This is a genomic window from Sphingomonas sp. OK281 (genome assembly GCF_900115295.1).
GTDB lineage: Bacteria > Pseudomonadota > Alphaproteobacteria > Sphingomonadales > Sphingomonadaceae > Sphingomonas.
This window is the reverse complement of the sequence record NZ_FOVZ01000005.1, coordinates 54,071-79,466: the sequence shown is the minus strand read 5'-3', so window position 1 is coordinate 79,466 and position 25,396 is coordinate 54,071. Positions and strand designations below refer to the sequence as shown.

At 64.5% G+C, this 25,396-nt stretch carries 20 protein-coding genes; 9 read left to right on the top strand and 11 right to left on the bottom strand.

Annotation, left to right across the window (positions count from 1 at the left end; translation table 11 throughout):
• Positions 1-27 precede the first annotated feature (27 nt).
• On the bottom strand, positions 28-612 hold the full coding sequence (locus BM244_RS17035) for an FMN-dependent NADH-azoreductase (protein ID WP_093400133.1): 585 nt from the start codon (positions 610-612) through the stop codon (positions 28-30).
• 89 nt (positions 613-701) lie between these two features.
• Between BM244_RS17035 and BM244_RS17030 the strand changes: the two genes are divergently transcribed.
• Entirely contained in the window at positions 702-1,109 is a 408-nt protein-coding gene (locus tag BM244_RS17030; protein WP_175518270.1) for a winged helix-turn-helix transcriptional regulator, read from the top strand.
• Positions 1,110-1,217: 108 nt separating this feature from the next.
• Here BM244_RS17030 and BM244_RS17025 read toward each other — a convergent pair whose 3' ends face one another.
• Positions 1,218-1,790, bottom strand: a complete 573-nt coding sequence (locus tag BM244_RS17025) for a TetR/AcrR family transcriptional regulator (protein WP_093400132.1) — start codon at positions 1,788-1,790, stop codon at positions 1,218-1,220.
• Between the two features lie 117 nt (positions 1,791-1,907).
• Here BM244_RS17025 and BM244_RS17020 point away from each other — a divergent pair, with 117 nt between their 5' ends.
• On the top strand, positions 1,908-2,528 hold the full coding sequence (locus BM244_RS17020) for a DUF1349 domain-containing protein (RefSeq protein WP_217649148.1): 621 nt from the start codon (positions 1,908-1,910) through the stop codon (positions 2,526-2,528).
• Between the two features lie 2 nt (positions 2,529-2,530).
• Positions 2,531-3,094 carry a sugar O-acetyltransferase gene (locus BM244_RS17015; protein WP_175518269.1) on the top strand — a complete coding sequence of 188 codons (564 nt, stop codon included), beginning with the start codon at positions 2,531-2,533 and terminating at the stop codon, positions 3,092-3,094.
• Positions 3,095-4,705: 1,611 nt separating this feature from the next.
• Here the strand turns inward: BM244_RS17015 and BM244_RS17010 are convergent.
• The 3 genes from BM244_RS17010 to BM244_RS17000 all read right to left on the bottom strand — a co-directional run bounded on the left by BM244_RS17010 (position 4,706) and on the right by BM244_RS17000 (position 8,995).
• Entirely contained in the window at positions 4,706-6,235 is a 1,530-nt protein-coding gene (locus BM244_RS17010; protein ID WP_093400129.1) for an alginate export family protein, read from the bottom strand.
• A 90-nt stretch (positions 6,236-6,325) separates the two neighbouring features.
• Complete coding sequence (locus tag BM244_RS17005) at positions 6,326-7,633, bottom strand: MFS transporter (RefSeq protein WP_093400128.1); 1,308 nt, start codon at positions 7,631-7,633, stop codon at positions 6,326-6,328.
• Between the two features lie 96 nt (positions 7,634-7,729).
• Positions 7,730-8,995 (bottom strand): gallate dioxygenase, encoded by a 1,266-nt coding sequence (locus BM244_RS17000; protein ID WP_093400127.1) that lies wholly within the window; start codon positions 8,993-8,995, stop codon positions 7,730-7,732.
• A gap of 185 nt (positions 8,996-9,180) precedes the next feature.
• Between BM244_RS17000 and BM244_RS16995 the strand changes: the two genes are divergently transcribed.
• The 6 genes from BM244_RS16995 (at position 9,181) to BM244_RS16975 (ending at position 19,015) form a co-directional block, all read left to right on the top strand.
• On the top strand, positions 9,181-10,116 hold the full coding sequence (locus BM244_RS16995; RefSeq protein ID WP_093400126.1) for a helix-turn-helix domain-containing protein: 936 nt from the start codon (positions 9,181-9,183) through the stop codon (positions 10,114-10,116).
• Between the two features lie 243 nt (positions 10,117-10,359).
• On the top strand, positions 10,360-13,266 hold the full coding sequence (locus BM244_RS16990; protein ID WP_093400125.1) for a TonB-dependent receptor plug domain-containing protein: 2,907 nt from the start codon (positions 10,360-10,362) through the stop codon (positions 13,264-13,266).
• A complete protein-coding gene (locus BM244_RS16985; RefSeq protein WP_217649147.1) occupies positions 13,263-14,696 on the top strand; it encodes an alpha/beta hydrolase family protein in 1,434 nt (477 codons plus the stop codon). Before BM244_RS16990 ends, BM244_RS16985 begins: the two co-directional genes overlap by 4 nt.
• 54 nt (positions 14,697-14,750) lie before the next feature.
• Entirely contained in the window at positions 14,751-16,958 is a 2,208-nt protein-coding gene (locus BM244_RS16980; protein ID WP_254784519.1) for a carboxylesterase family protein, read from the top strand.
• Between the two features lie 175 nt (positions 16,959-17,133).
• The gene (locus BM244_RS23195; RefSeq protein WP_175518268.1) at positions 17,134-17,289 is read left to right on the top strand and encodes a hypothetical protein; all 156 of its coding nucleotides are present in this window, start codon (positions 17,134-17,136) and stop codon (positions 17,287-17,289) included.
• Between the two features lie 34 nt (positions 17,290-17,323).
• Positions 17,324-19,015 (top strand): thiamine pyrophosphate-binding protein, encoded by a 1,692-nt coding sequence (locus tag BM244_RS16975; protein ID WP_093400123.1) that lies wholly within the window; start codon positions 17,324-17,326, stop codon positions 19,013-19,015.
• Between the two features lie 26 nt (positions 19,016-19,041).
• On the opposite strand, the gene BM244_RS16970 is transcribed toward BM244_RS16975, so the two are convergent.
• The 6 genes from BM244_RS16970 to BM244_RS16945 all read right to left on the bottom strand — a co-directional run bounded on the left by BM244_RS16970 (position 19,042) and on the right by BM244_RS16945 (position 25,377).
• Entirely contained in the window at positions 19,042-20,319 is a 1,278-nt protein-coding gene (locus tag BM244_RS16970) for an MFS transporter (protein ID WP_093400371.1), read from the bottom strand.
• 147 nt (positions 20,320-20,466) lie between these two features.
• A complete protein-coding gene (locus tag BM244_RS16965; protein ID WP_093400122.1) occupies positions 20,467-21,306 on the bottom strand; it encodes an oxidoreductase in 840 nt (279 codons plus the stop codon).
• Positions 21,303-22,064, bottom strand: coding sequence for a siderophore-interacting protein (locus BM244_RS16960; RefSeq protein ID WP_254784517.1), 762 nt, complete (start codon positions 22,062-22,064; stop codon positions 21,303-21,305). The genes BM244_RS16965 and BM244_RS16960 overlap by 4 nt, the downstream gene beginning before the upstream one ends.
• A gap of 4 nt (positions 22,065-22,068) precedes the next feature.
• Positions 22,069-22,959, bottom strand: coding sequence for a substrate-binding domain-containing protein (locus BM244_RS16955; RefSeq protein WP_093400121.1), 891 nt, complete (start codon positions 22,957-22,959; stop codon positions 22,069-22,071).
• Between the two features lie 10 nt (positions 22,960-22,969).
• Positions 22,970-24,520, bottom strand: a complete 1,551-nt coding sequence (locus tag BM244_RS16950; RefSeq protein ID WP_093400120.1) for an acetolactate synthase large subunit — start codon at positions 24,518-24,520, stop codon at positions 22,970-22,972.
• Entirely contained in the window at positions 24,520-25,377 is an 858-nt protein-coding gene (locus tag BM244_RS16945; protein WP_093400119.1) for an HpcH/HpaI aldolase family protein, read from the bottom strand. The genes BM244_RS16950 and BM244_RS16945 overlap by 1 nt, the downstream gene beginning before the upstream one ends.
• Positions 25,378-25,396: the final 19 nt, after the last annotated feature.

Genomic DNA, 25,396 nt, shown 5'->3' with positions numbered 1-25,396 from the left:
TCCGACGTCTACGCTAGGCCGCTTTCGTTAGAGGCTCGCAGCGGTGACGAAAGATTGCGACGTCCGGCGGGCTTGTGCGAGTGCACCGTCGATCGCCGTACGACGCGCCTCATCCCCGCGCCCCAGCCCTTCGGCTACGATGACTTCGACGTCCGCGCCGACGAAGCCGAAGATCGAGCGCAGCAGCGTTTCGGCATGCTCGTACCCCGCATAGGGAGATCCCTCACCATAGACGTTACCGCGGGCGAGCGCGACGATCACGCGCTTGCCCACCGCAAGGCCGACCGGACCGTTCTCGCCATAGGCGAACGTCTTGTCCTTCACGGCGATGCGATCGACCCAAGCTTTCAGCTGGCTGGGAATTGAGAAATTGTAGAACCCGGCGCCGATCACCACGATATCGGCGTCGAGGAACTGCTGCACGTCCTCGCCCTTATCCAGCGCGAGAAAGGCATCGAGCGTCATATGCGGAATCGGTTCGGCAGCAAGGTCGCGATAGGTGACTTCAAGGATCGGATTGGTTTCCCGGAGGTGCTCGACCACAGCGGCGGAAATGGCGCGGCTCGCCGAGCCATTTCCCATGATGCTGGAATCGAGATGAAGAAGCTTCATTGATTGTCTCCGGTCTATATTTGTGACCAAGAGCAAGTATGTGACTGAGGGCAACGCGCCAAGGACGCATATTTTTAGGACTAGGTCACATGGATATGCCTGCCACGCCCGGCGTCAGCGCCGACTGCCGCCGAATGAGTAGCGTGCTCTCTCTGGTCGGCGACAAGTGGACCGTGATGATCGTCATGGTGCTTGTCGAGCGTCCGCGGCGCTTCAACGACATCAAGCGCACGATCGGTGGGATCTCGCAGCAGATGCTGACCCGAACGCTGAAAGCGCTTGATCGCGACGGCATGGTCAGCCGGACCGTGCATCCTACCGTGCCCCCACAGGTCGAATATGCACTGACGGATTTGGGGCATTCGTTGTCCGATCCGCTTCGCGCACTAGGGTCCTGGGCAGGAAAGCATCTTGAGCTCATCGACCAAAACCGCCTTCGCTATGACAGCGCCGGGGACGTTGGAGCCGAGGTGGCTGCGCGAACCGCGAAACCATAGCTCTGTGGTGGCCGCCCCGCCTTGCTGCGGCGAGACCCGGTTGCGAGCACTCGATATCCACGGCGATCGGGCAACCGACGCAGTTCGACCGCCAACCTTCCTTTCGATTCATACGACGTCGGTGATCCTCTGGACAATCAGACGGATGGCAGCTTGATCGAGCGGTACGGCATCGATCGAGTTGTGGATGCCGATCCCTTCGACAAGGGCATCCAGCGCCCGCGCGGTGACCGGATCGAAGAACCGACCAAGTGCCGCACGACTATTGTCCATCCACTGCTGCATGACCGCCGTCACCTCGGGATGGCGTGCCGCGTAGGCGTACAGCTCGTAGCTCAGCAACAGCGTACGCGGATCCGCCCAGATCGATCCGGCAATGATGTCGATGACACCCTCGATGGCTTCGGAACGGGTGGCGGCTGCGTCCAGTCTCGCCTTGAACGCGCCAGACGATGTCGTCGCCAGTTGCAGGAACGCCGCGGTCAGCAGGTCTTCGAGCGAGGTGAAATAATAGGTAACCGAGCCAAGCGGTACCGCGGCTGCCTCGGCGATCCGGCGATGCGTGGTCCCTGCGACGCCGTCGCGTTCGATGACGGTCAACGTCGCATCGATGATACGCTGTCGGCGCTCGGGGTCGTTGCGTCTGCGAGTTTCTCCAGCCAATTTTTGCCTTTCCTGCATTTGTGTACATATGTACACAAAGCGTAATCTTAGCGAAAGGCTGTGCTGGTGAAGACCCCTGATATGTCGCGGCGTACGGTTATCGGCGGAGCGGCCGCTTTGGCGATCCCCGTGTCCATGGCAACCCCGATCGAAGCGGCGAGCGGTAAAGTGATACTCGGAAGATCCGACGGGCGGTGGTTGAACGAACCAAAGGGCTGGACCGTCGAATCGAACGGGGACCTGCAGATCGTCACCGATCACGGAACCGACTTCTGGCGTGAAACGCATTACGGCTTCACGCGCGATAGCGGTCACTTCCTCGGCTTCGCGGCACCCGGTGCCTTCACCGCGCAACTGCGTATTCGTGGCCAATATGAGAAGCTCTACGACCAGGCCGGTATCATGGTTCGGATCGACGAGCGCCATTGGGTCAAGGCGGGAATCGAACTGTCGGACGGCCGCGCGATGCTGAGCAGCGTGCTGACCGCCGGCAAATCGGATTGGGCAACAGGGCCCTACGAACATCCGGCGCAGGATTTCTGGATGCGCGCGACAGTCGCCAAGGGTGTACTGCGACTTCAGGTATCGGCTGATGGAAAAGTCTGGCCGCTGGTTCGCCTTGCGCCGTTCCCCATCGCATCGTCCTATCAGGTCGGTCCGATGGCCTGCACGCCCGAGCGCAGCGGCCTGAAGATCCGGTTCTCCGATCTCCGGATCACCGTGCCGCTCGGCAAAGACCTTCACGACCTGAGCTGAGCATGCCGACCGAAAAGCAGAAGATGTTGCGCGGCGACCTGTACACCGCGGACGATCCCGAACTTGCCGCGGACGCTGCGGCAGCCTCGGCCTGGCTTGCGCGCTACAACGCCGCATCGGCTGTGCCGGCGGCAGAGCGGCATGCGATGCTGGTCGAAGCGCTGGGTCACGTCGGCAATGGCGCTACCGTACGATCCCCATTTCACTGCGATTACGGCAACAACATCCATCTCGACGATGGCGTCTTTCTCAATTTTGGGTGCATCGTGCTGGATGTCGTAACAGTCCGGATCGGGTCGGGAACGCAGGTCGGACCAGGTGTCCAGATCCTGACGGCGGATCACCCGCGCGATCCGCATATCAGGGCGAAGATGCTGGAGTTCGGCCGGCCTGTCACGATCGGTCGCAACATGTGGATCGGCGCGGGCGCACTGATCCTGCCGGGCGTGGCTATCGGAGACGATGCGATCGTCGGCGCCGGCAGCGTCGTCACCCGGGATGTCGCTGCGGGAACGACGGTCGTCGGCATTCCCGCGCGCGTGACGGCCAAGGGCAATGCTGACTAGAGACCATGCCGGACGAACGTCAGCCCTGACTGCCCGTTAAAGCGCCGGCGAACGTCGTCGGCCAAGGCGTGGCCAAGCGACGGATCAGCGTGCCGAGGCCCGGCCGTCGTCGAACGAGAAGACGTTACAGCCTTATGCTGCGCCCGGTGCTAACCGACTTTGCTCGGCGATAGCGTATCCGGCATCATAATCGAATGTCGCCAGGACTGTTCCGCTCCGCGGGCAGGTCGCCGAGCTTGGACGGGTTCTACACAAGGTCGCGCGTTGTAATTCCGTACGAGTGCGCGAGGTGTGTGGCGACCTGGAGCGGCGTTAGGCAGGGTCGACGCGGACACGTCCATCGCCGATTCCGCGGGAAGGTGAGCCACCTGGGCGGACGTCAGACGCAGGAAAGCCCCGGAAGCGGTTGCTTTCGGGGTATGGTGTGTGTGGGAAGATGGTTGCGGGGACAGGATCATTTCCCAACCAGACATAGGCATATCCTATTGCAATATCTCGGCATTATTGTCGGGAGCCGTTTCGATACCCCTCCCGATACCCCTATCGACTTCGAGATGCGATGAGACGCTACGATTTCGCGACCAACAAATTTACAGGTCGGCTGTCAACAGCCACCTTATGCCAGAGCCCGAGTTTCAGGGTCTCTAAAGAACTCGACTTCGTGCTATCAAGTACGAGATCATCGGTAACCAAATCATCTGTTTGTACGCGGCAGCGCGGAACCGGCTGTCCCTCAAAATCCAATTAAGCCTGAGGGCTGCGTCGACGAGATCAAGTGTCGAATGTTCGCGACCGTCACGATCATGAAGCTGGCGCGTTCCGCGCTTATGCCTGCAACGACTATGACGATACCCGCTGTAGGCAGGCAAACGCCAATACGGCGGTCTGTGTAAATGTCCGCCAGCAAAGTTCACCGATCGCGCTCTGTGTTTCCCCAAGATCATCATAGCGAGCGCTAATGGCCAGACCGCCTGCAGCCGACATTACTCGCCGAAGCCGCACACGATCGCCGCCTCACTGGATAGGCCGATATGGCTGATTCTGGCAGCTATGCGCTTCTACGCAACATGTTCAATTGGACTCTAGACCTCATAATTGAGGTGTCCAGTTACGCCGGAACTGGACCCTGTTTGAACAGATTTTGTGTCCAAACCACATGACCAATGAGGGTACACCGCAAATCACAATTCTTGCACACTGACGGATTACGTGGCCCGTCCGACAAAGTTAACATATTCAAACTGCAATACGTGCCAATGCCGCAATTATATTCGCGAACTCATAGGCTATTTTGCGGCCGTCAAGGTCGAGCGGATCATGCCCGACCTTTTCAGCGCCTGGCATGTCTCTCGCACTGTTCGGCCACGGTTCCTATTTTGATTTTGCAATGCCGGTGCCGTTTGCGGCGCAGGACTGCTCCGCGGAAGGCGGCGTCCTGAACGATCAGGACCGAATTGGCGCGGATCGGAACCCCGCCACGTGAAAAGCCGTGGCATAGATTGGCATTTGCTGGGTTTCTCCTTCGATCCGCATCTGCAGCGGCAATAATGGCATCGAGCACCTCCCGACCGCATTCGTGTCCAGACCCGATCTGTGTATCGGGTCATGCCGTCAGAAACGGTAGGTCGACTGTGCCCCCAGGTAATTGCCGTTCTTCCCTCCAACGTTCGCAAACGAATCGCTCGCCGCGAAATAGGTTTCGAACAGCCGCAGCTGCATCCGCTTGGTCGCCTGCCACGACGCCTCGAGGTTCAGGTCAGTGCCCGTGAAGCGGCTCGACGCATAGGGCTCAAACGAGCTGCCCGCTGGCCCGATATAGACGCCGTCCGCCTTGCGGTTGCGCCACAAGAAGTCGGGCCCGACCATGACCGTGACGTCTTCGCGCGGCTTGACGGTCACTGACGGATAGACGTCCATCAGGTTGGACAGGTTGAAGAACGCCGCCTCGCTGACCAGCGGAAGGCGCGGCGATGCGGCGACGAACGTGCCGGCCTTGCCGTTGGTCAGGTCGCCATCGCCGCTGAACACGTTCGCGCGCAGCCCGATCCGCGGCTTAAGCGCGGTGGTCCCGAAGGTGTAGCCGCCCTCGAACAGGATCGCATAGGCTTCGATGTCCTGCCCGACGAAGCGACCGCTCTGGTAGGTCCCCTCGAGATCGAGATCGATCGTCGCGTTGCGCCGCCACAGCCGCGCGCCCCAGCTGTCGCGCCGGTCCTCGCCGGTGCCCTCGCGCAGCACGCCGCGGTCGCGGTCGACCTCGTACCAATAGGCATCGGTGCCGAAGCCGAGGATGCGGTTCGGCGCGCTGATATATATGCCGTGAAAGTCGATCGCGTGATTGGGACCGTCGTCGAAGCTGCCCGGCCTGATGTCGACCGGCTTGAGCGCGAAGACGTCGACCGACACTTTGCCGGGCAGGATATAGGTCGCGCGCACGCCCTGATAGGTGAAGCGCATGTTCAGCCCCTCGCGCACGCCGACCAGCTTGCCGTTGCCGAGCGGCATCTCGAAGCGGCCGGGGCGCAGCGTCACCTTGCCTGCCTTGCCCAGCGGAATGCTCAAATCGACGAACGCCTGATAGATGTCGATCTTGTCGCGGTTGGGGGCGGTCGCGGCCTGTTCGCCGAATTCGCGATTGTCGCCGAGTTCGACATAGGCGCGCAGATGCTCGCCGACGTGAAGGTCGGCCAGCGCCCGAAGACGCAATTGGAGCGGATCATTGTCGTCGTTCGCACGCAGCCCGAGCGCGGCATGCTGCCAGTCGGTGTAATAAGCGCGCGCTTCGCCACCCAGCGTCAGGTAGGTGTTGCCGCCGCCGATCGGGATATGCTTGATCTTGTCCATCAGCGGCGCGTCCGCGGCCGGCGTAGCCGACCAGTTCTCGGTCCAGCGGATCGCCTGCGGAAGGCCGGCGGGGCCGGAGCGGCCACCCGGCAACGCCTCGGCGGGCTTTGGCTGCGACTTGGGCGGACGCACGCCCGGCACCGCCTGCGTCGCGAGCGGACCGACGGCGCCGCTGGCGGCAGGTGTCTCGGGCGGCACCGACTGTGCCTGGGCGGTGCCCGCGGACAGGGCCAGGACGCCGGCAACGACGCCGCACGCGAGGCGGACCGGATGTACGATAGGTGTGATGGAACGCATGACCGTTACCCTTTGATATCGTTCGATGATGATGCCGCGATCGCCGGGTGTCCGGTCGCCCGCGGTCGGCCCTGCTGTCAGGCCCTGCTGTCAGGCGATACTGGTCTCGCGGTACCGTACGCGCGACAGGACCAGGCCGCCGACCAGCGTGCCGCACCCGAGCAGCAGCGCGACCGGCGACAGGCTCCAGCCATTGGCGAACAGCAACCCGGCGACGATCGGTCCCGATGCGGCCCCCGCCCGCCCGATACCGATGACCAACCCGGTGCCCCCTGCTCGCAGCGACGCAGGGAAGGACTGCGCAATCACCGCATAGAGCCCGGCCGTGGCGCCGTTGGTGAAGAAGCCCGCGACCGCCGCGATCAGCGACAGCCCGCCGAGCGTGGTGAACCCCTGCCCGAACGCGATCACCGCAATCGAGCCGCAGACCATCGAACCGACCACCAGCCAGCGCACGCCGAACCGCTGCGTCAGCAGGCTCATCGTGATCGCGCCGGTCGCCCCGCCGACGTTGGCCCAGACCAGCACCCCGCCCGCGAGCGACGGCGCGAACCCGAGATCGACGACGATCTTCGGAATCCACTTCACCAGGAAATAGAACGTCATCATGTGCCCGAAATAGGCGAGCGTCAGCATCACCGTGACGCTCGCCAGACCGGGCGCGAACAGCTGCGCGATGCTCCAGCCCTTGCGGACCTCGTCAGGCGGAGGCAGCGCGGAAAGCGGCTGGCGGCCTTGGCGGACCATCGTGTGGTTGATCCGCGCCAGAGCGCCATCGGACCGCTTGTGGAGCAGGAATGCGATCGTCTCGGGCACCAGCCACAACACGAGCGGGACGAAGCTCAAGGTCGCGACCGCGCCGAATTCGAACACTGACTGCCAGCGCCCGGTCGCGCCGAGCAGCCACGAGGCGAGCGCGCCGCCGATGATCGCGCCCATTGGATAGCCACCTGTCATCACCGCCACGGCCAGGTTACGACGCCGCGCATTGGCGCATTCGGCGACGATCGCGTTGGTCGCCGCCAGCATCCCGCCGATGCCGAGCCCGGTGAACAGCCGGAAGGTCGACAGCGCCGTGACGTCGGTCGCGATCGAGGCCAGTTCCATGCCGGCTGCCATGATGATCAGGCACCCCAGGATGGTCGGGCGCCGGCCGATCCGGTCGGCGAGCGCGCCCAGCATCAGCGCGCCGATCCCCATGCCGAACAATTCCATCGACAGGACCAGACCGAGCGCCGCGCGGTCGATTCCCCAGTCCTTGGCGATGCCGGGCGAGGCGAAGCTGATCGACAGCACGTCGAAGCCGTCGAGCGCGTTGAGCGCGGTTGCGACGCCGATCGCGATCACCTGTCGGTAATGCATCGGCTCGCGGGCGATGATGGCGCGGGGGTCTTCCATGCACGTCTCCTCAATGCCCCTCGCCGATGGCGGAAGCTTTTTGTCTTCGGGATAGATTGGCGTTCGGACGGCGGCTTGGCCCGGCTCCGACCGGGCTCAGTCTTTGCGTTGCGCCGCGACCGAGTAGGTGACCTGCTGGTTGCGCGTCTTCTGGAAGTCGTCGAGCGACTGGCCACGCATCCCGGCATAGATATGGAGGTTGGACGTACCGACCACCGCGCCGAGTTTCTCGAGCAGGAAGAAGATCGCGCCGTAATGGATCAGGCCGCGCCAGTCGCGCCGCCGGATCAGGTCGCGTTCCTCGTCCGACAGGCTCGCGGCGGCGTAGGCGCCCTCCTCGTCGGCACGGAAACGGTTGCGTGCGTCCGCATCGACCAGCCGGTGCAGGAACTTGTTGATCCGGTAGCCATTCGCGCTGCGCTCCAGCGTATAGGGATAAGTGCCCTCAAGCGCCTCGGCACCGTGCATCTGCTCGCCCATCCGCACGCGGTGCGCGGCGGCTTCGGCGGCGGTCAGCGGTTCGGCGTTGTTCTCGTAGATCGCGGTGGCGATTGCGGTCATCGACGGCAGGTAATAGCTTTTGTGGACGCGGCGAATGCCGGCGGACAGCGCGCCGCGCATCACCAGCCACATGATGATCTCCGACCCTTCCATGCCGCCGAGTTCGGCGTATTGCGCGTGCGTCATGCGGGTCAGCGCAACCGGATCGTTTTCGAGCAGGTCGAGGAAACGCTCGTCCCACGCGGTGTTGTTGAAGCCGCAGCGCTCGCCATGCACCTGATGCGACAGCCCGCCGGTGGCGACGATAACGACCTTCAGGTCCTCGGGGTAGCTCTCGATCGCGGTGCGCAGCGCCTGGCCGAGATTGTAGCAGCGCTTCGCGGTCGGGATCGGGAATTGCAGCACGCCCATCTGCAGCGGCACGATCCGCGCGGGCCATCCCGCCTCGTCATGCGGCAGCAGTACCGACAACGGTGAGAAGCAGCCATGGTCGAGCGGGCGATCCCGGAAGGTGGTGACGTCGAATTCGTCGGTGAACAGGCTCTGGACGATATGCCGCGACAGCCCGGCATGACCGCCGATCGGCGGTACGTCGCGCACTCCGCCACCCTCGTCGGCGACCGCATAGCTTTCGTCGACGCCCAGCGAGAACGCCGAATATTGATCGAAGAAGAACGAGGTGATGTGATCGTTGTAGATCATCACGAGCACGTCGGGTTTACGCTCCTCGATCCACGCCTGGATCGGTGCATACGCGTCGAAGATCGGCTTCCATGCCGGGTCTTCCTGTTTCCGGGCGTCGAGCGCGAAGCCGATCGTCGGGGTATGCGAACTGGCGATCGCGCCGATGATCCTAGCCACGACGCGTCACCTCGCGAGAAATCGGGCGGCAGGCGGAACGGTCGTCGGTAACCGCGGTGGAGGTCGAACCCTCTCGCGGTTTCGTGATCTGGCAAATCGGTCGCGCCACCTTCAACACCTCTCGTCGCACTGGCAGTGTGATCCTGCCGATTGTGCATATGTGCGCCGTGAGGTAGGGCGCGTCTATGCCGATAAGTGACATTCCACAGGACTTTTCGCCAAAGTCGGGCGCATCGCGCGGCAGCATCAGCGCCGCGGGCGTTCCCCGGTATATCCTGTACGGCGATGCCGGCGCGCGCGCCGACTGGTTCGTCAACGTCGAGCATCTCGACCACCGCTGCCGCGAGCGCGGCTGGGTGATTGCGCCGCATACGCATCCGCGGTTCACCCAGATCGTCATCTGCACGAAGGGTGGCGGAGAGATCACGATCGAGGGCGAGACGCATTCGTTCAGCCGCGATTGCGCGATGGTCATCCCGTCCTATTGCATCCACGGCTTCCGGTATGCAGACGATACCGCGGGCTGGGTTCTGACGATCGAGAACGACTATCTCGCGGACCTGCTGGTCCGCGCGCCCGCGTTGAAGCTGGTGTTCGGCGAACCGGGCGTCGTCCCGCTCGATCCCGTCGCGCTGCCCAGGATCGACGCGGAGTTCACCAGCCTTGCCGCCGAACTGGACGAGCAGCGCAACGGCTGCGCGATCGGCTCCGAGATTCATCTGCTGGCGATCCTGCTGGCGCTGTTGCGGCAATGGCCGGCTCGGACGACGGGCAGCGCTGCGGGCGGCGTACGACAACTGCTCGTCGAACGCTTCAAGACGATCGTCGAGGAGCGCTATCGCTCGCACCCGGCGCTGCCCGCGATCGCTGACGAACTCCACGTCAGCGTGTCGCAGCTTCGGCTGGCCTGCAAGACGGTCGCCGGCGTCTCGCCGATCGCGATCCTGCACGACCGCATCCTGGCCGAGGCGAAACGGTGTCTTGCTTATACGACGATGCCGATCGGGTCGCTCGCCGACTGGCTCGGCTTTTCCGACGTCGCCTATTTCTCGCGGTTCTTCGTCAAGACGACCGGCGTCACCCCCACCGCGTTCCGCCGCGCACAGCAGTTCGGCGGTTAGGCCACCGCGCATTACCCGCCGAACGTTGCGCCTGTCTATGCCCGCTGGACCTGACCCGCCGAACCTGCCTGTCGATTGGCGGCGTCATCGGCCTACCGGTCACGCTCGCACCTAAAACTTATCGGAACGCCGGAGAACGTATAACCCATATCATCCGAGGGCGTGACAAGACGAAACCGAACAAGCCCACAGCGATGGGTGGCAACGAGCGCCGACGCGCCGTTTTTTTGGGAGAGGTTCGTCATGACGTCACACCATCGTTTATGGGCATTGCTGGCCGGGACCAGCCTATGCGTCGTCACAGGATCGGCGATGGCCCAGGTCGCGCCGCAATCGCCCCCCTCCTCGGCGCAACCGACACCGCCAGCCGAGACCGAAGCGGCGCCGGCCCAGACCGAAGCGGCGTCCGCCGAGACCGAAGCGGCGCCCAATGTGGCCGACATCATCGTGACCGGGTCGCGGATCATCAGGAACGGCTCTGCCAGCCCGACGCCCCTGACGACCGTTTCGACCGACCTGCTCGCGTCGGCGGCACCCGCCGGTACGATCTCCGACGGACTGAACAACCTTCCGGTCTTCTCGGGGTCGCGCAATCAGTTCAGCAATCCAGGGTCGAATGCCACCGGTGTGCAGGGTGGCAACGGATCGGCGAACGTCCTGAACCTTCGTAATCTCGGCACGTATCGCACGCTGGTGCTGTTCGACGGGCACCGTATCCCGCCAACGCTCTACAACTCGACGGTCGACGTCGATCTGATCCCCCAGGAACTCATCAGCCGAGTCGACATCGTAACCGGCGGCGTCTCCGCCGTCTATGGATCCGACGCCGTTTCCGGGGTCGTGAACTACGTTCTCAATCGCAAGTTCGACGGGTTTCGCGCGCATGTCGAATCCGGCATTTCGCAGTCTGGCGATGCCGCGACGCGCGATATCGGCGGAGCCTTCGGGTTCAAGGTCGGCGACCGCGGACATTTCGAAGCGAGCGTCCAGCACCGCGAATATGATGGCATACTCGATCGCGCCTTCGATCGGGACTGGAACAATCTTGCGGCGATCCAGGGGGCGGGTACGGCGGCAAACCCCTATTATCTCGCGACCGACGTCCATCTGGCGACCTACACATTCGGTGGTCTGATCACGAATGGCGCGCTGCGGGGGCAGCAATTCAATCAGACTGGCGACATCGTCCCGTTCGTCGCGGGTACCGCATCGGGATCCTCGTGCTGCCAGATTGGCGGCGACGGCGCCTACCAGAACGCATCCATGTCGTCGCCGTCACGCGGCACGCAAGCGTTTGCGCGGTTCGACTATGACCTGACCAGCGACATCCACGTCTATCTTCAGGGTGCCGCGAATCTGAAGCGGAACACGTCCTATACAGGCTGGAACCAGCTGACCGGGCTGGTCTTCAGCAATACGAACGCATTCCTGACGCCGGCATCGCGCGCGGCACTTGCGGGCGCGAGCACGTTCACGGTCAACGAAATCCTGCAGGGCGCGCCGCGTATCGAAGCTTCCTCGAAAACCGACCAATATTACGTCAATGCCGGAATCGAGGGATCGCTCGCCAATTTCAAATGGAACGCCACCTATACGCATGGCTCGTCACGGCTCGAGACCACGCTGTCCAACATGCCGAACAATCAGCGGCTGGCAGCGGCGCTTGATGCGGTTGTCGGCCCGACCGGGCAAGTCGTCTGCCAGGCGGCGCTCACCAATCCCTCGGCCTACGGCAGTTGCGTACCCCTCAACCTGTTCGGCGCGAGTTCGCCCAGCCAGTCCGCACTGAACTACGTGCTGGGCAAGGCGACGTTCCTGACCCATACCATCCAGGATTCGGCCGATGCCGCGATCAGCGGCAGCGTCTTCGATACCTGGGCCGGCCCCGTCAGCGTCGCCCTGTCGGGCGAATGGCGTCGGCAGCGCTTCGATGCGTCGAGCACGGTCCTGCCGACCGATCTCGCGGATTGCACCGGGCTGCGCTACAATTGCGTCGCAGGTACGACATTGCTGTACCCGACGAGCTTCCCGCAGAGCGACACCGTGGCGCAGAGCGTGAAGGAGGGCGCGATCGAGGTCGAGGTCCCGCTGCTCACCGACAGCGTCATCGCGAAGTCGCTGAGCCTCAACGGTGCCGCGCGCTACACGGATTACAGCACCAGCGGTCATTATTTCACTTGGAAGGCCGGCGCCGTCTGGGAAGTCGACGACCAGATCAAGCTGCGTGGAACGATCTCGCGCGATATCCGGGCACCAACGCTCTACGACCTGTTCCAGCCGACCACGACGGTCTACGGCAATTACACCGACAGCACGAAGACGCCGGCGGTTACCGCCTATCTGCCGTCGATCAATCTGGGCAATGCCGACCTGACTGCGGAAGTCGGACGTACCTATACCGCGGGGCTGGTGCTCAAGCCCAATTTTCTGCGCGGCTTCACGGTCACGGTGGATTATTATCACACCGTCGTTTCCAACGCGATTTCGGTAATCCAGGGCTTCAACGCGGCCGTGCAGCAGGGATGCCTGTCCAGCGGCGGCACGTCGATCTACTGCACGCTGATCCAACGAGACGCGGCGGGCAATGCCACCGCCTATTACATCCAGCCACAGAACATCGCACGGGTGAAGACCTATGGCTGGGACGGTGAGGCCGACTATACGACGCGGATCGCCGGGCGCCCGCTGAACCTGCGTGCGTTGATCAATTACCAGCCACATATCTATTATGAGCAGCCGGGCATCCCCACGATCGACCAGGGCGGTGCCGGCTGGGGACTCAACGGCCTGATGCCCAGTCCGAGCGTCCAGGCGGCGGCGTTCGTCAACTTCAAGCCGACGGACAATCTGACGATCGACCTGTTCGAACATTACCGGAATAAATTCCGCCGCAGCGGCGTGGCCGCCCAAGTCTTCAAGGACGAATATGTCCGGAGCTTTGCAACGACGAACCTGACGCTGACCTTCGACACCGGTTCGACGTGGAAGATCGCAGACAGCGCGCTGTATCTGAGCGTGACCAACCTGTTCAATGCGACCCCGCCGCTCAGCGGCTATTACAGCGGCACGACGTCGGCGGGTGCTTCCTTCGAATTCTCCGACGATCCCACCGGGCGGGCGTTCGTGGTCGGCTTCCGGATCAAGGGATGATCCGGGGAACCGTGTCGAGGGCGGTGACGATGCCGAAGCGCGTTCGGAGCCTGCTGCGTGTGCTGGCCCTTGCATTGCCCTTGATCTGGGCGCCCTCGACCTGGGCGGCGCCCACGCCCATGGCGGCGGCGGCGCAGCGGGAGACGGTGCGAAACAGTTTCGTCCATCTGGCCAACGGCGTTCCGGGCGTCCTCTACGAGCCGGCTCAGCCTGGCCCGAAAGCGCAGACCGCGGTCTTCATCATGCACTCGTCGGCGGACTATCTGACCTTTTCCGGATGCACCGAACTGGCCAGGCGCGGCTACCGGGTGCTCTGTGCCAACAACAGCACAAGCAAATCCGGGGTGTCGAACGACGGCGCGCTCGACCAGGTGCTGCTGGAGGTGAAGGCGGCCGTCACATGGCTGCGTCGCGCGCCCGGTGTCGAACACGTCGTCCTGCTGGGGCACAGCGGTGGCGGAACGGTCATGAGCGCCTACCAGTTCATCGCCGAGGGCGGCGTGACGGCGTGCCGAACGGCGGAGAAAATCTGGAAATGCCCGGATTCGCTCGCGGGACTGCCTGCCGCCGACGGACTGATGATGATCGATTCCAACTGGGGCCTGGCGGCGATGACGCTGTTCAGCATCGATCCCGCGGTCCGGGACGAGGCGCGCGGAACGACGCTCGATCCGGCGCTGGACATGTACGAGCCCGCGAACGGATTTCGCGAGACCGGCTCGACATACAGCCCCATTTTCGCAAAGGCGTTCCTTCAGGCGGAAGGGCGACGCAATACGGCGCTGATCTCCCATGCCGAGGCGATGCTGGCGTCGATCGATGCGGGCAAAGGTCCTTATCGCGACGACGCGCCGTTCGTCGTACCCGGCGCGATCCTGCTCGGCAGCAACAACAAGCTGTTCTCGCAGGACGTTGGCCTGATGGCGCATACGCGAAAGGCATGGCCGCTGATCCACGCCGACGGTAGCGTCACGGTGCAGATCGTGCCGACGGTTCGGGTGGCCGAAAACGTGCGTAGCCAGTCGCCTTCGCTGATCCGCGGCGCGCTCAAGACCACGGTACGCAATTATCTGAACAGCTATGCGATCCGGACCGGCGCCGATTTCGGCTATGACGCGCAATCGGTACGCGGCGTGGAGTGGACGTCGACCTATGCGAGCCCACCCGGCAACGTGCAGGGCGTGTCGGTGCCGTTGCTCGTGCTGGGCATGACGGGGCATTGGGAGTTCCTTGCCGCCGAGACCATCTATGACCTTGCCAGGAGTCGCGACAAGTCGATCGCCTTCATCGAGGGCGCGACGCATCTTTATACGACGTGCTCGAAGTGCGAGCCGCACCCCGGCGCGTTCGGCGACACGCTCGCGACCACCTACGATGCGATCGATCGCTGGCTGGCCAAGCCGAAACGCTTCGCGTCGAACCAGAAATGACGGCCAGAAATGATAGCCATCCGACCCATAAGGCGATCACGCCGGAGAAATAGCATGATGACGACTTCGCGCGGTGCCGGACTTGCTCTCGGCGCACTCGCCGCTCTTGTTGGCGCCGTGAACACCAACGCGCAGTCGATGCCGACGAGCATCGGCCACGCGCCCGATATCCTGATCTCGGCTTTGCCGCGTGCGCGCGGAATGCTGCTCGTGACCAGCCCGTCCTTCACGGCGGGGGGGGATGTTCCTCGTGCCAGCACCCAATATGGCGAGAATCGTTTTCCTGGTCTTCGCTGGAGCGCCGGCCCCGCTGGCACCCGGTCCTATGTCGTGGTCCTGCAGGGTGAGCTGGGTTCATCGCACGCCGCGGGCACCAGCGTGCATCTCGTCCTCTACAACCTGCCCGCCTCGACGACGTCGCTGCCGGTCGGCCTCGAGACGGCACCAGCCGGCGCCGCCTATGGCACCAACGTACACGGCGCCGGCGCGCCCTATGCCGGGCCGCATACGCATGACGCCAGCAGTCATCGATATCATGCGCAGGTGTTCGCGCTGGATCATACGCTCGCCAGCAACGACGCCGCGGACTTGGATGCGCTGAAACGGTCCATCCGGGGGCACGTCCTCGCGGCTGGAGACCTGATCGGCTATGCCGCGAAGCCACTGGACGTGTCCGGCGACAACGCGCCTGTCCGGATCGAGACCGGCTTGGTCTCCGGCGTCCCAGCTCGCAAACCCGGCGTAACGGTCTACAAGGGCATCCCTTATGCCGCGCCACCTGTGGGACCGCTGCGCTGGCGTGCGCCGGCAGCGCCTGCAGCGTGGGCGGGCGTTCGCAGGGCAGACGGGTTCGGTGCGGCCTGCCCTCAGCCCGGCGGCGAAATGGCGCGCGGCCTGCCACAGAGCGAGGATTGCCTGACGCTCAACATCTGGACCGGCGCCAAACCGGGCAGCGTCGAGAAACGGCCCGTCTATGTGTGGATCTATGGCGGCGGGTTCATCGGCGGCACCGGTGCCAGCCCCGAATTCGACGGCGAAGCGTTGGCGCGCAAAGGCGTGCTGGTCGTGACTTTCAACTACCGCGTCGGCGTGCTGGGCTTTCTCGCCACGCCTGAACTCAGCCGCGAGTCTGGCCATGCCGCCTCTGGCAATTACGGCCTTCTGGACGATATCGCGGCGCTGCGCTGGGTCCAGCGCAATATCGCTGCATTCGGCGGCGATCCCGCCAAGGTCACCATCGGCGGCCAATCGGCGGGTGCCGGCGCGGTCGGTTTCCTGGCGATGTCGCCCCTTGCCAAGGGGCTCTTCCGCGCCGGGATCGCCGAGAGCCATGCCCGCGATCCGCGCGATACCGAGCTTCGCTACCTGTCGGTGTCGTGGCGCCCCCTCGCGACCGCTGAGCAGGCCGGCACGCGCTACGCCGCCGCACATGGTGCAGGCACCCTGGACGCGTTGCGGGCGATGCCGTGGCAACGGTTGATCGAAGGCAGCAACACCATCGATGCGAGCGTCGAGACGGGCAGTTCGGGCAAGCCGCCGTTGTTTCGCCCCGTCGTCGATGGCTGGGTGATCCCCGATGGCTATGCGCAGACCTATGCGAAACGCACGCAGAACCGGGTGACGTTCGTTGCGGGCAACAACCGCGACGAAACCGGGGCGGTACCCGAAACCGCGTTCGACACGTTGCGCGCGCAGACCACGCCGCCCCGCGCCGGCATGCCGCAGACCAGCGTCACGCTCGCGGCGTACCTGGCTGCGGCACGGCGCAAGTTCGGTACCCTGACTGCCGATTTCCTGAAGCTGTATCCCGCACGCGACGATCAGGACGCCGCGCTGCAGAACAATGCGGCGGCACGCGACAATTCGCGCGTGTCCACATGGCTATGGGGTCGGCAGTGGACACGCGGCGTCGACAAGCCCGTCTTCACCTATTTCTGGGATCACGCGCCGCCCGGGCCGAGCCATGACCTGCGCGGCGCGTATCATGGATCGGAAATCTACTACGCCTTCGACAGTCTCGATGCGGTCGATCGGCCTTGGGCCGCGGAGGACCGCCGGATCGCCGATGTGATGTCCTCTTACTGGGTGAACATCATCAAGGATGGCAACCCCAATGGACCCGGCCTGCCCACCTGGCCGCGCTACGATCCGACCCTGCCGCGAGTGATGGAATTGGGCGATCGGTTCGGCATGATCCCGGTCGCCGATCCCGCCAAGATTGCGTTCTGGCAGAGGTTTTTCGCGACGAAAAAGGCGTGGTGATGGCATCGATGCCCGTCTTGCGAATACCCGTCCTGCGATGCGAAGAATGAAACCATCGGCGATTAATTCGATCACCGGGCGCATCGATCTTATGCGTCGTCGACTTCGATCATCCTAGACTTGGGCGTTAACAGCCGTAGCTATCAAGCTCGGAAGCCATCAGGAGAGCCTCGCCATGGGACCGGAGCATGCGTTCGTCGCCGTCGAGACCATAACGCTGTCAGTGACGCTTATCGCGTTCAACGTCGTTGTCGCTGCCATCATGTTCGCCGTGGCCGCGCGCAATCCGACCGCCGCGGGTTGGTGCCGTGAATATGAATTCGAGCTTTGACCGACCGAAATACTCTCACAGCTGACAGGTCCCGATGTCGAACGAAGTAACAGGAGCCGAGGCGGCGGTACGCATGCTGCAGCAGCACGGCGTCAAGCATGTGTTCGGCCTGTGCGGCGACACCAGCCTTCCCTTCTACGATGCGCTGGCCCGGCTCGATCACGGGATCGACCACGTGCTGACCCGCGACGAACGCAGCGCGGGATACATGGCGGATGCCTATGCCAGGGTCACGGGACGGGTCGGCGTCTGCGAAGGACCGAGCGGTGGCGGCGCGACCTACATCCTCCCCGGCGTCGTCGAGGCGAACGAGTCCTCCATTGCCATGGTCTCTATCACCTCGGACGTGCCGGTTACCGCACGCGGACGGTATCCTCTCACCGCACTGGACCAGAAGGCGCTCTTTGCGCCGCTGACGAAGTGGAACACGGTCGTCGACGAAGTCGGGCTGATCCCGCACGTCTTCCGTACGGCGTTCCGCGCCGCGACGACCGGGCGTCCCGGCGCCACGCATATCGGCCTGCCCTATGACCTGCAGAAGCAGACGCTCGATGCGGCAGACCTGTGGGCCACGGCCGCGCATGGTCGGTTCCCGGCCTTCCGGACCGGGCCCGACCCCGACGCGGTACGCGTGTGTGCCGACGCGGTCCTTGGCGCGCGTGCTCCGGTATTCGTATGCGGCGGCGGTATCGTGATCTCGGGCGCTAGCGAGGCACTGTCGGCGCTTGCCACCATCCTCGACGCGCCGATCGCGTCCACGGTCAGCGGCCACGGCGCGATCGCCGACGATCATCCGCTCGCGGTCGGCGTGGTAGGGGCGAACGGCGGCACCGACGAGACGCGCGATGTGATCACCGCAGCGGACCTCGTCATCTTCATCGGCTGTCGTGCCGGGTCGACCACGACGGAGCACGGCACCGCACCGATGCGCGGCGTGCCCGTCGTCCACATCGACGTCGACCCCATGGTGGTCGGCGCCAATTATCCGGTGGCTGCCGCGATGGTCGGCGACGCGCGCCTCTGTCTGGAGGCGCTGCTCCGCGAGATCGAGGCTCGAGGCGGCACGGGACGCGACAACGGATCGGCGCAGCGCCTGGCCGAGCTCCGCCGGGCGAAGCGGCGACTTTTCGACGTGCTCGCGCATTCGACCGATCGCCCGATCAGGCCCGAACGCGTGCTGGCTGCGATCCAGGCCGCGTTGCCGCCCGACGGCATCATCGTCGCCGATCCGGGGACGCCCTGCCCGTATTTCTCGGGCTTTTTCGATTTCAACACGGCGGGTCGGCGCTTCATCACGAACCGCGCACATGGTGCGCTCGGCTTCTCGCTGCCCGCCTCGATCGGTGCCGTGTACGGCGCGCCGAATGCGAAAGTGGTCGCGGTCATGGGCGACGGCAGCTTCGGTTTTGCCGTCGGCGAACTGGAAACGGTAGTGCGCAAGGGCCTGCCCATCACCTTCGTCGTCTTCTCCAACGCGTCCTACGGCTGGATCAAGGCAAGTCAGAAGTCGGGATATGGCGGCCGGTTCTTCTCCGTCGATTTCACGCGCACGGATCACGCGCGGATAGCGCAAGCCTACGGGCTCAAGACGTGGACGGTCACCGACCCCCTCGACATGCATGGCGTCATGGCTGCGGCGATTGCGCATGACGGGCCGACGCTGGTCGATGTCATCGCACAGCCGCTGGAGGAGTCCGCCGTCCCCGTCAGCCGGTGGATGGGGTAGACCTCGACCGTCCGCGGCCTGCGCGTTCACGCCACCGGGTCGGCTGCAAGCATGGCATCGCTCAGCGCCCACTCCTCCTTGAGGCAGAGCGCGGTCGTCAGTCCGCCGAGGACGAGAAAGACGAATATCGCGTCTATCGGTAATGTGTAGCTGCCGCTCACGTGGAGCAGCCACCCGGTCAGGATCGGCGCAACGATCCCGGCCATCGCCGTGGCGACCTGTTGGAAGCCCGACGCGACGCCGATCGCGGACTTCGGGATCAGCGTAAGCCGGCACAAGGCGAGATGGTTCGACGTGGCAAGACCCAAGCCCGACAGCGACGCCACGTTCCAGAACAATGCGGCATTCAGCGACGTGGTGTTGGCGCCAAGGACCACGGTGGCCGCCACCGCGAAACCCGCGATCGTGAAGCCCTTGCGCACACCGACCGCGTTGTGCCCTCGCGCGATCAGGCGATCCGCGAGATACCCACTCGCGAGCGCCACCACGCCGATGCCGGCAAAGCTGAAGAACGCGTAGGCCGCCATCCGATCGAGCGCCAAGCCACGCTGCTCCACCAAATACGCCGGCATCCAGGTCATGCAGAAGAACGTGAAGTAATTGTAGCAGAACATCACGACCATGGTCGCCCAGATGAGCGGCGAGGCGAGGATCTTCCGCCCCGAAACCTTGGCACGCGCGGTATCCGTCACGCGCGGAACGTCGTTTCGAACCAGTAACAGCCACGGCACCAGCCAGACCAGTCCGGCAAGCCCGAGGACCAGGAACATCACGCGCCAGTCGGCGTGGATGATGATCCAGGCGGCCAGTGGTGCGCCGATCGCCGGCCCGATCTTCGAGCCGAGCATATAGATGCCGACCGCCGTGCCACTCTGGGTTTCGACGAAGTTATGCCTCAGCCAGCGCCAGCTTGCAGGAACCACGATCGCCTCTGCCGCGCCGACGAAGAGACGCAGCACGATCAGGCTCGCGAGCCCTTCCGCAAAGCCGGTCGCGGCGGTCGCCACGCACCACAGTGCAAAGCAGATCGCGTAGGGCGATTTCACGCCGTATCGATCGACGACCCAGCCGAGCGGGATCTGCATGACGGCATACGACCAGAAGAACGCCGAGTTGATCCAGCCCCTGTCCAGGTCCGACAGCGCGAAATGCGTCTTGAACGACGGTGTCGCCAACGCGGCGGAAATGCTGGTGCGATCGACGAACGAAATCATCACGCCGATCGCAAGCACGATCAGTATCGACCACCGCAGTCGAACCTCTCGACGTCCGCTCACCGGAAGCGGATCTCCCGCCGTGTCCATCTCCATCGTCTCCTGACATCGAGGTGACCGAACCGCCGCGCGCGCCGGCAGGCCCCTTTGGTATCGGCATTGCAGCCTGTCCTGCTGTTTCACAAGGACGCCGTAGACGGATGACTGCGGAAGAACGGGCCGCATCCAGAAGGTGGCTTACCGATCCGGCACGTCATAGTCGGTCGCGACCGACGCGTCCTCCCACGCCGCCAGTTCCGCCTGCATCCGCTTCACCTTCTGATGCGCCAGCGCGACCGCATCCGGCCCGACGAAGACCCGTGCCGGAGGGACCGACGCCGCGATGATCTTCATCAACAGCGTCGCCGCTTTGGCAGGATCCCCCGCCTGGCGGCCGTCCTTGGCCCTGCGCGCCGCACGCATAGGACCGATGATCGGCACATAGTCGGTAATCGTCTCCGGCGACCGCTCGAGGGACCGCCCCGCCCAGTTGGTCCGAAACTGGCCGGGTGCGAAGGCCGTGACGTGGATGCCGAAGGGGCGCACTTCCTTGCCCAGCGCTTCGCTGATGCCTTCGAGCGCGAATTTCGCGGCGCAGTAGAACGAGACCGCTGGCAATCCTACGCTGCCCGCCATCGACGTGACGTTCACGATGTGGCCGCGGCCGCGCGATCTCATGCCTGGCAGGACAGCCTGCATCAGCGCAACCTGCGCGACGACGTTGACGTCGAGCTGTCGGCGAAGCGCGTCCAGCGGCGATTCCTCCAGCGCGCCCTCATGACCGAAGCCCGCGTTGTTCACTAGAACGTCGATCGGTCCCACCAGCGCCTCGGCCTCGGCGACGACCGCCGGGATCGCAGCGATGTCGGTCAGGTCGAGCGGGAGCACGATGCCGCCCGTCGCCTGCCGAAAAGCCGTCACGTCTTCCGGTCGCCGAACGGTCCCGACCACCCGGTGCCCGGCTTCGATGGCGGCACGGGCGAACGCCGCGCCAAGGCCCGACCCGACGCCGGTGATCAGCAGCGCCCGTGCCGTCATTCTTCGATCTTCGTATGCGCGCCCATCTCGCCGGCCACCCAATAGCCGGATGCCTTGATCCAGCTCTTCGGATGGCCCCGCGTCTCCGCCACGAACGTCCGCACCGCGCGCGCCGCAGCAGCTTCGGCCGCGATCCAGACGAAGCCTTCGCCATCCGGCAGGCTCATAGCATCGAGCGCATCGAGAAATTCCGCGCCCGCATGCTGCAGCGAGGTGCGATCGAGCCACTGCACCGTAAGCCGCGCCCGACCGGGAAGTTCGGGCCTGACGGATCCATGCGCGATCGACGCAAGAACGATGACCTCTGCTTCGGGCCGCAGTTCGTCGAGGCGCCGGCCGATCGCCGGCAGCGCGGTCTCGTCCCCGATCAGCAGGTACCAATCGAAATCGTCGGCAACGATGGTCGAGCCGCGTGGACCGCCGATCTCCAAGGTGTCGCCCGGTTGCGCATGCATCGCCCACCGTGTGGCAGGGCCGGCGTCCTCATCCTCGCCGTGCAGCGCGAACTCGATGGCGAGCGTCTGCGCTGCCGCGTCGAACCGGCGAGGCGTGTAGTCGCGGGCCACGACGCCGCCTTCGCCGTCGGGCAGGAACAGTTTGACGTGGTCGTCCGGCGCGTCGCTGACGAAACCCGCCAGATCGTCGCCGACGAACCAGATGCGGAGCAGGATGTCGCCGCGCGGTTCGACGCTGGCGACCGTCAGCGTCCTGCGTCGCGTCTCCCGCCGGACTCGCGAGATCAGGTGCCTGTCCGCCACGACGTCAGTTCAGCGCGCGCGTGGTGTCGTCGAAAAGTGACTCGACGCTCACCTTTTCAGGGATGATCTTCTGTTCGAACGCCCAGTCGATCGCGAGCTGGATACCCTTCCGATTGGCCTCGAAGCCCATCGGCGGAAAAGGATCGGGCACGCCCCCCTCGGCCAGCGCCCTGCTCTCGCCGATCATCCGGTAGATCTCGCGAACGATATCCGGCCGCTCGCGCGACAGGTCCTGGTGGACGACGAACAGGTGATTGATCGGCACGACGCCTTCGCGCGCATACCAGTCCTTGGCCGCCTGGTGCGGGTCGGGAACGAGATGCTGGACCCGCGGATCCTTGGGCAGGTCGACGCCCTGCAAGGTAGCGGCAAGCTCGCCGTCGAGCATCATCTGGCCGATGTCGGAGCCCTTGGGCAGCCGTTCGCAATTCGACGGATCCGCGTATTCGGCGAGATGCCCCTCTCCCACCGTGCACCACGTCACCTTGTCGAGATCGACGCCGTATTCGTGTTGCAGGATACCGCGGATCCAGAGCCCCGTCGTCTGCGCGTAGGTTCGCACGCCGATGCGCTTGCCCTCGATGTCCTTGGGATCCAGGTGCCCCAGCTCGCGATTGAAACCAGCGCAATGGTGCTGGAACCGGCCCGAGATCGGCGCCGGCAGCGCGACGTACGGTTTTCCGTAGGCCCGCGCCTGAAGGTAGGTGACGATCGCAAGCTCGCCCGCATCGAACTTGCCCTCGCGCAGCATCGCCTTGAAGCCGTTATGCGCCTGGTCCGGGCCACAGATATCGAGCGTGACGAGGTCCGACGTGACGCGCCCGTCGCGGATCGCGCGCGTGACGGGATAGTCGGCCAGGTTGGTCTTGAGCGTGGTGGGGGGTGTCGTTGCCATCTGCACGTCCTTAATAGAGTCTGACTTCGATCAGCGATGGACCGGGTTCCTGCGCGGAGCGGGCCAGCGCCTGGTGAAACCCTTCGGCGGTGTCGACGCTGACGCCGGGGACGCCCATCGACTTTGCCATCGCCACCCAGTCGATCGTCGGGCGATCGATATCGATCATCGCCATCGCCTGCGGTCCGGGCGTCGTCCCCGCCCCCATGTTGGCGTATTCCGCCTTCAGGATCGCGTACTGGTTGTTGGCGAAGATGATCGTGGTGATCGGCAGCTGCTCGCGCGCCTGCGTCCAGAGCGACTGGATCGTGTACATCGCCGATCCGTCGCCAACCATGCAGATGGTCCGTCGGTCGGGACACGCCAGCGCCGCCCCGGTCGCGACCGGCGTGCCATAGCCGATCGAGCCGCCCAGATTGTTGATGAGATCGTGCGGCCGGGCGCCCATCGTGTAGCCCATCGACTCACGGCCGGTGGTGAGCGATTCATCGACGACGATCGCGTTCTCGGGGATCGCTGCGGCCAGCGCATGCGCGATGCTGGTCGGGTTGAGCGCGCCCGATGGCACCGCCGTTTCGATCCGCGGCTGAAGAATTGGCGCGGTGTCTCGCAGGCCGAGCGCGTCGGCGAGCATCTCCAGCCCGAGGATGCTGTCCTCCTCGACTTCGACGAGCGCGTGGACCTGCGTCCCTGCGGCCTTCAACAGGCTCGGCTTGTCGGGATAGCTGAAGAACGCGACCGGTTCCTTGGTTTCCAGCGTCACGAGATGCTTGAAGCCGGAAAGGAATGCGCTGCCGGGTGCGACCGCATAGGGAATGCGCTCGAGCGGCACCCGCCCGGCACCGCGCTCGATACGCGCGGTGAAGAATTGCGAGCCGAGCCGGCAACCGGTCCCGGCGGCGATCCTGCCGGCGAGTTCGAGCGCACGCCCGCGCGTAGCCTTGTTGGCCAGGATCAGCAGCGTCGGTTCTCCCGACCGCAGCGCCCGGGCGATCTCCTCGACCCGGGCGGCGTCGGGCGCCTTGCGACGCGGCGCGACCGGTGCCGCCACCGCGGCGTCGCCGGCATCCTGCCACGCCGTGTCGCCCGGCAGGATCAGCGTCGCGATCTGGCCGGGATGCTCGGAGGCCTTGGCGACGGCGGTTGCCGTATCCCAGGCGATCGTCGTCGAGGATTCCGCCCGGCGCACCCAATGCGATAACGGCCGTGCCAGGCCTTCGATGTCGCTGGTCAGCGGCGGATCGTATTTCAGATGGCTGGCCGAATGCTCGCCGACGATGTTGACCATGCCCGACGACGCGCGCTTGGCATTGTGCATGTTGGCCAGCCCGTTGGCGAGGCCAGGTCCGAGATGAAGCAGCGTCGAGGCCGGCGTATCCTTCATCCGGTACCAGCCATCGGCCGCACCGGTGCAGACGCCTTCGAACAGGCACAGCACGCTTTTCATCCGCGGATTTTCCAGCGCGGAGAGGAAATGCATTTCCGACGTGCCCGGATTGGCGAAGCAGATGTCCACGCCCCGGTCGACCAGCGTCGTGACGAGACTTTCGGCGCCGTTCATCAGTAACCTGCCAATTCGCGGCCCTGGCCGACGACGCCGTAGCTCCGCGACGGGGCGGACATGAGGAACTTGTAACCTTCGCCCAGCAGCCGCTCGACGTTCTTGGCGCCGGTGTGGGGATTACCGACTACGACCTTGTGCCTGTGGCACGTCTCGACGATCCGGCGCATCGCATCGAGGACTTCGGGATGCTCGTATTGCCGCGCATAGCCCAGCGCCTGGCTCAGATCGCCCTCGCCGATCAGGCAGAAGCCGATACCGGGCACGTTGGCCAGCATGTCGTCCAGGTTCTCGATCGCCTCCGGGCTCTCGATCATCAGGCCGCACAGGAGTTCACCATGCGGGGCGAGCGGCCAGACGTCGGCTTTCGCGTAATATTCAGGCTGTGTGAGACCCCAATAGCGTGCGGCTGTTGCAGGCCCATCGCCGCGGACCCCCTTGGGTTCGTAGAGCGCCGCTCCGGTCGGCTTGGCATAACGGCACGATGCGACCGCGTTATACGCCTGTTCGACCGTCGCGACATGCGGCGTGATGACGCCGTAGACGCCGCGATCGAGCACCTGCTTTGCGAAGGACTGGTTCATCTCGACGCCGTTCGCCGGAATGCGCGCGATCGGCGTGACCGCGGGCGCGACCGAGCCGCTTTCCGCGATCTTCTTGCGGTTGAGCATGTACTGGAGCGCATCGCCGAGCCCGGCCACGTCGTACGGATTATGCTCCATCTCGAACACGATGCCGTCATACGGTGCGTCCGTCATTTCCTGTGCCGACAATTTGTCGACCTTCGCGAAGCAGGTGAAGGCAGGCTTGCCCGCCTCCCACGCACGGATGATGCCGTTCAGGCGTTCGCTGCTCATGATCTGTTCCCTAATACTA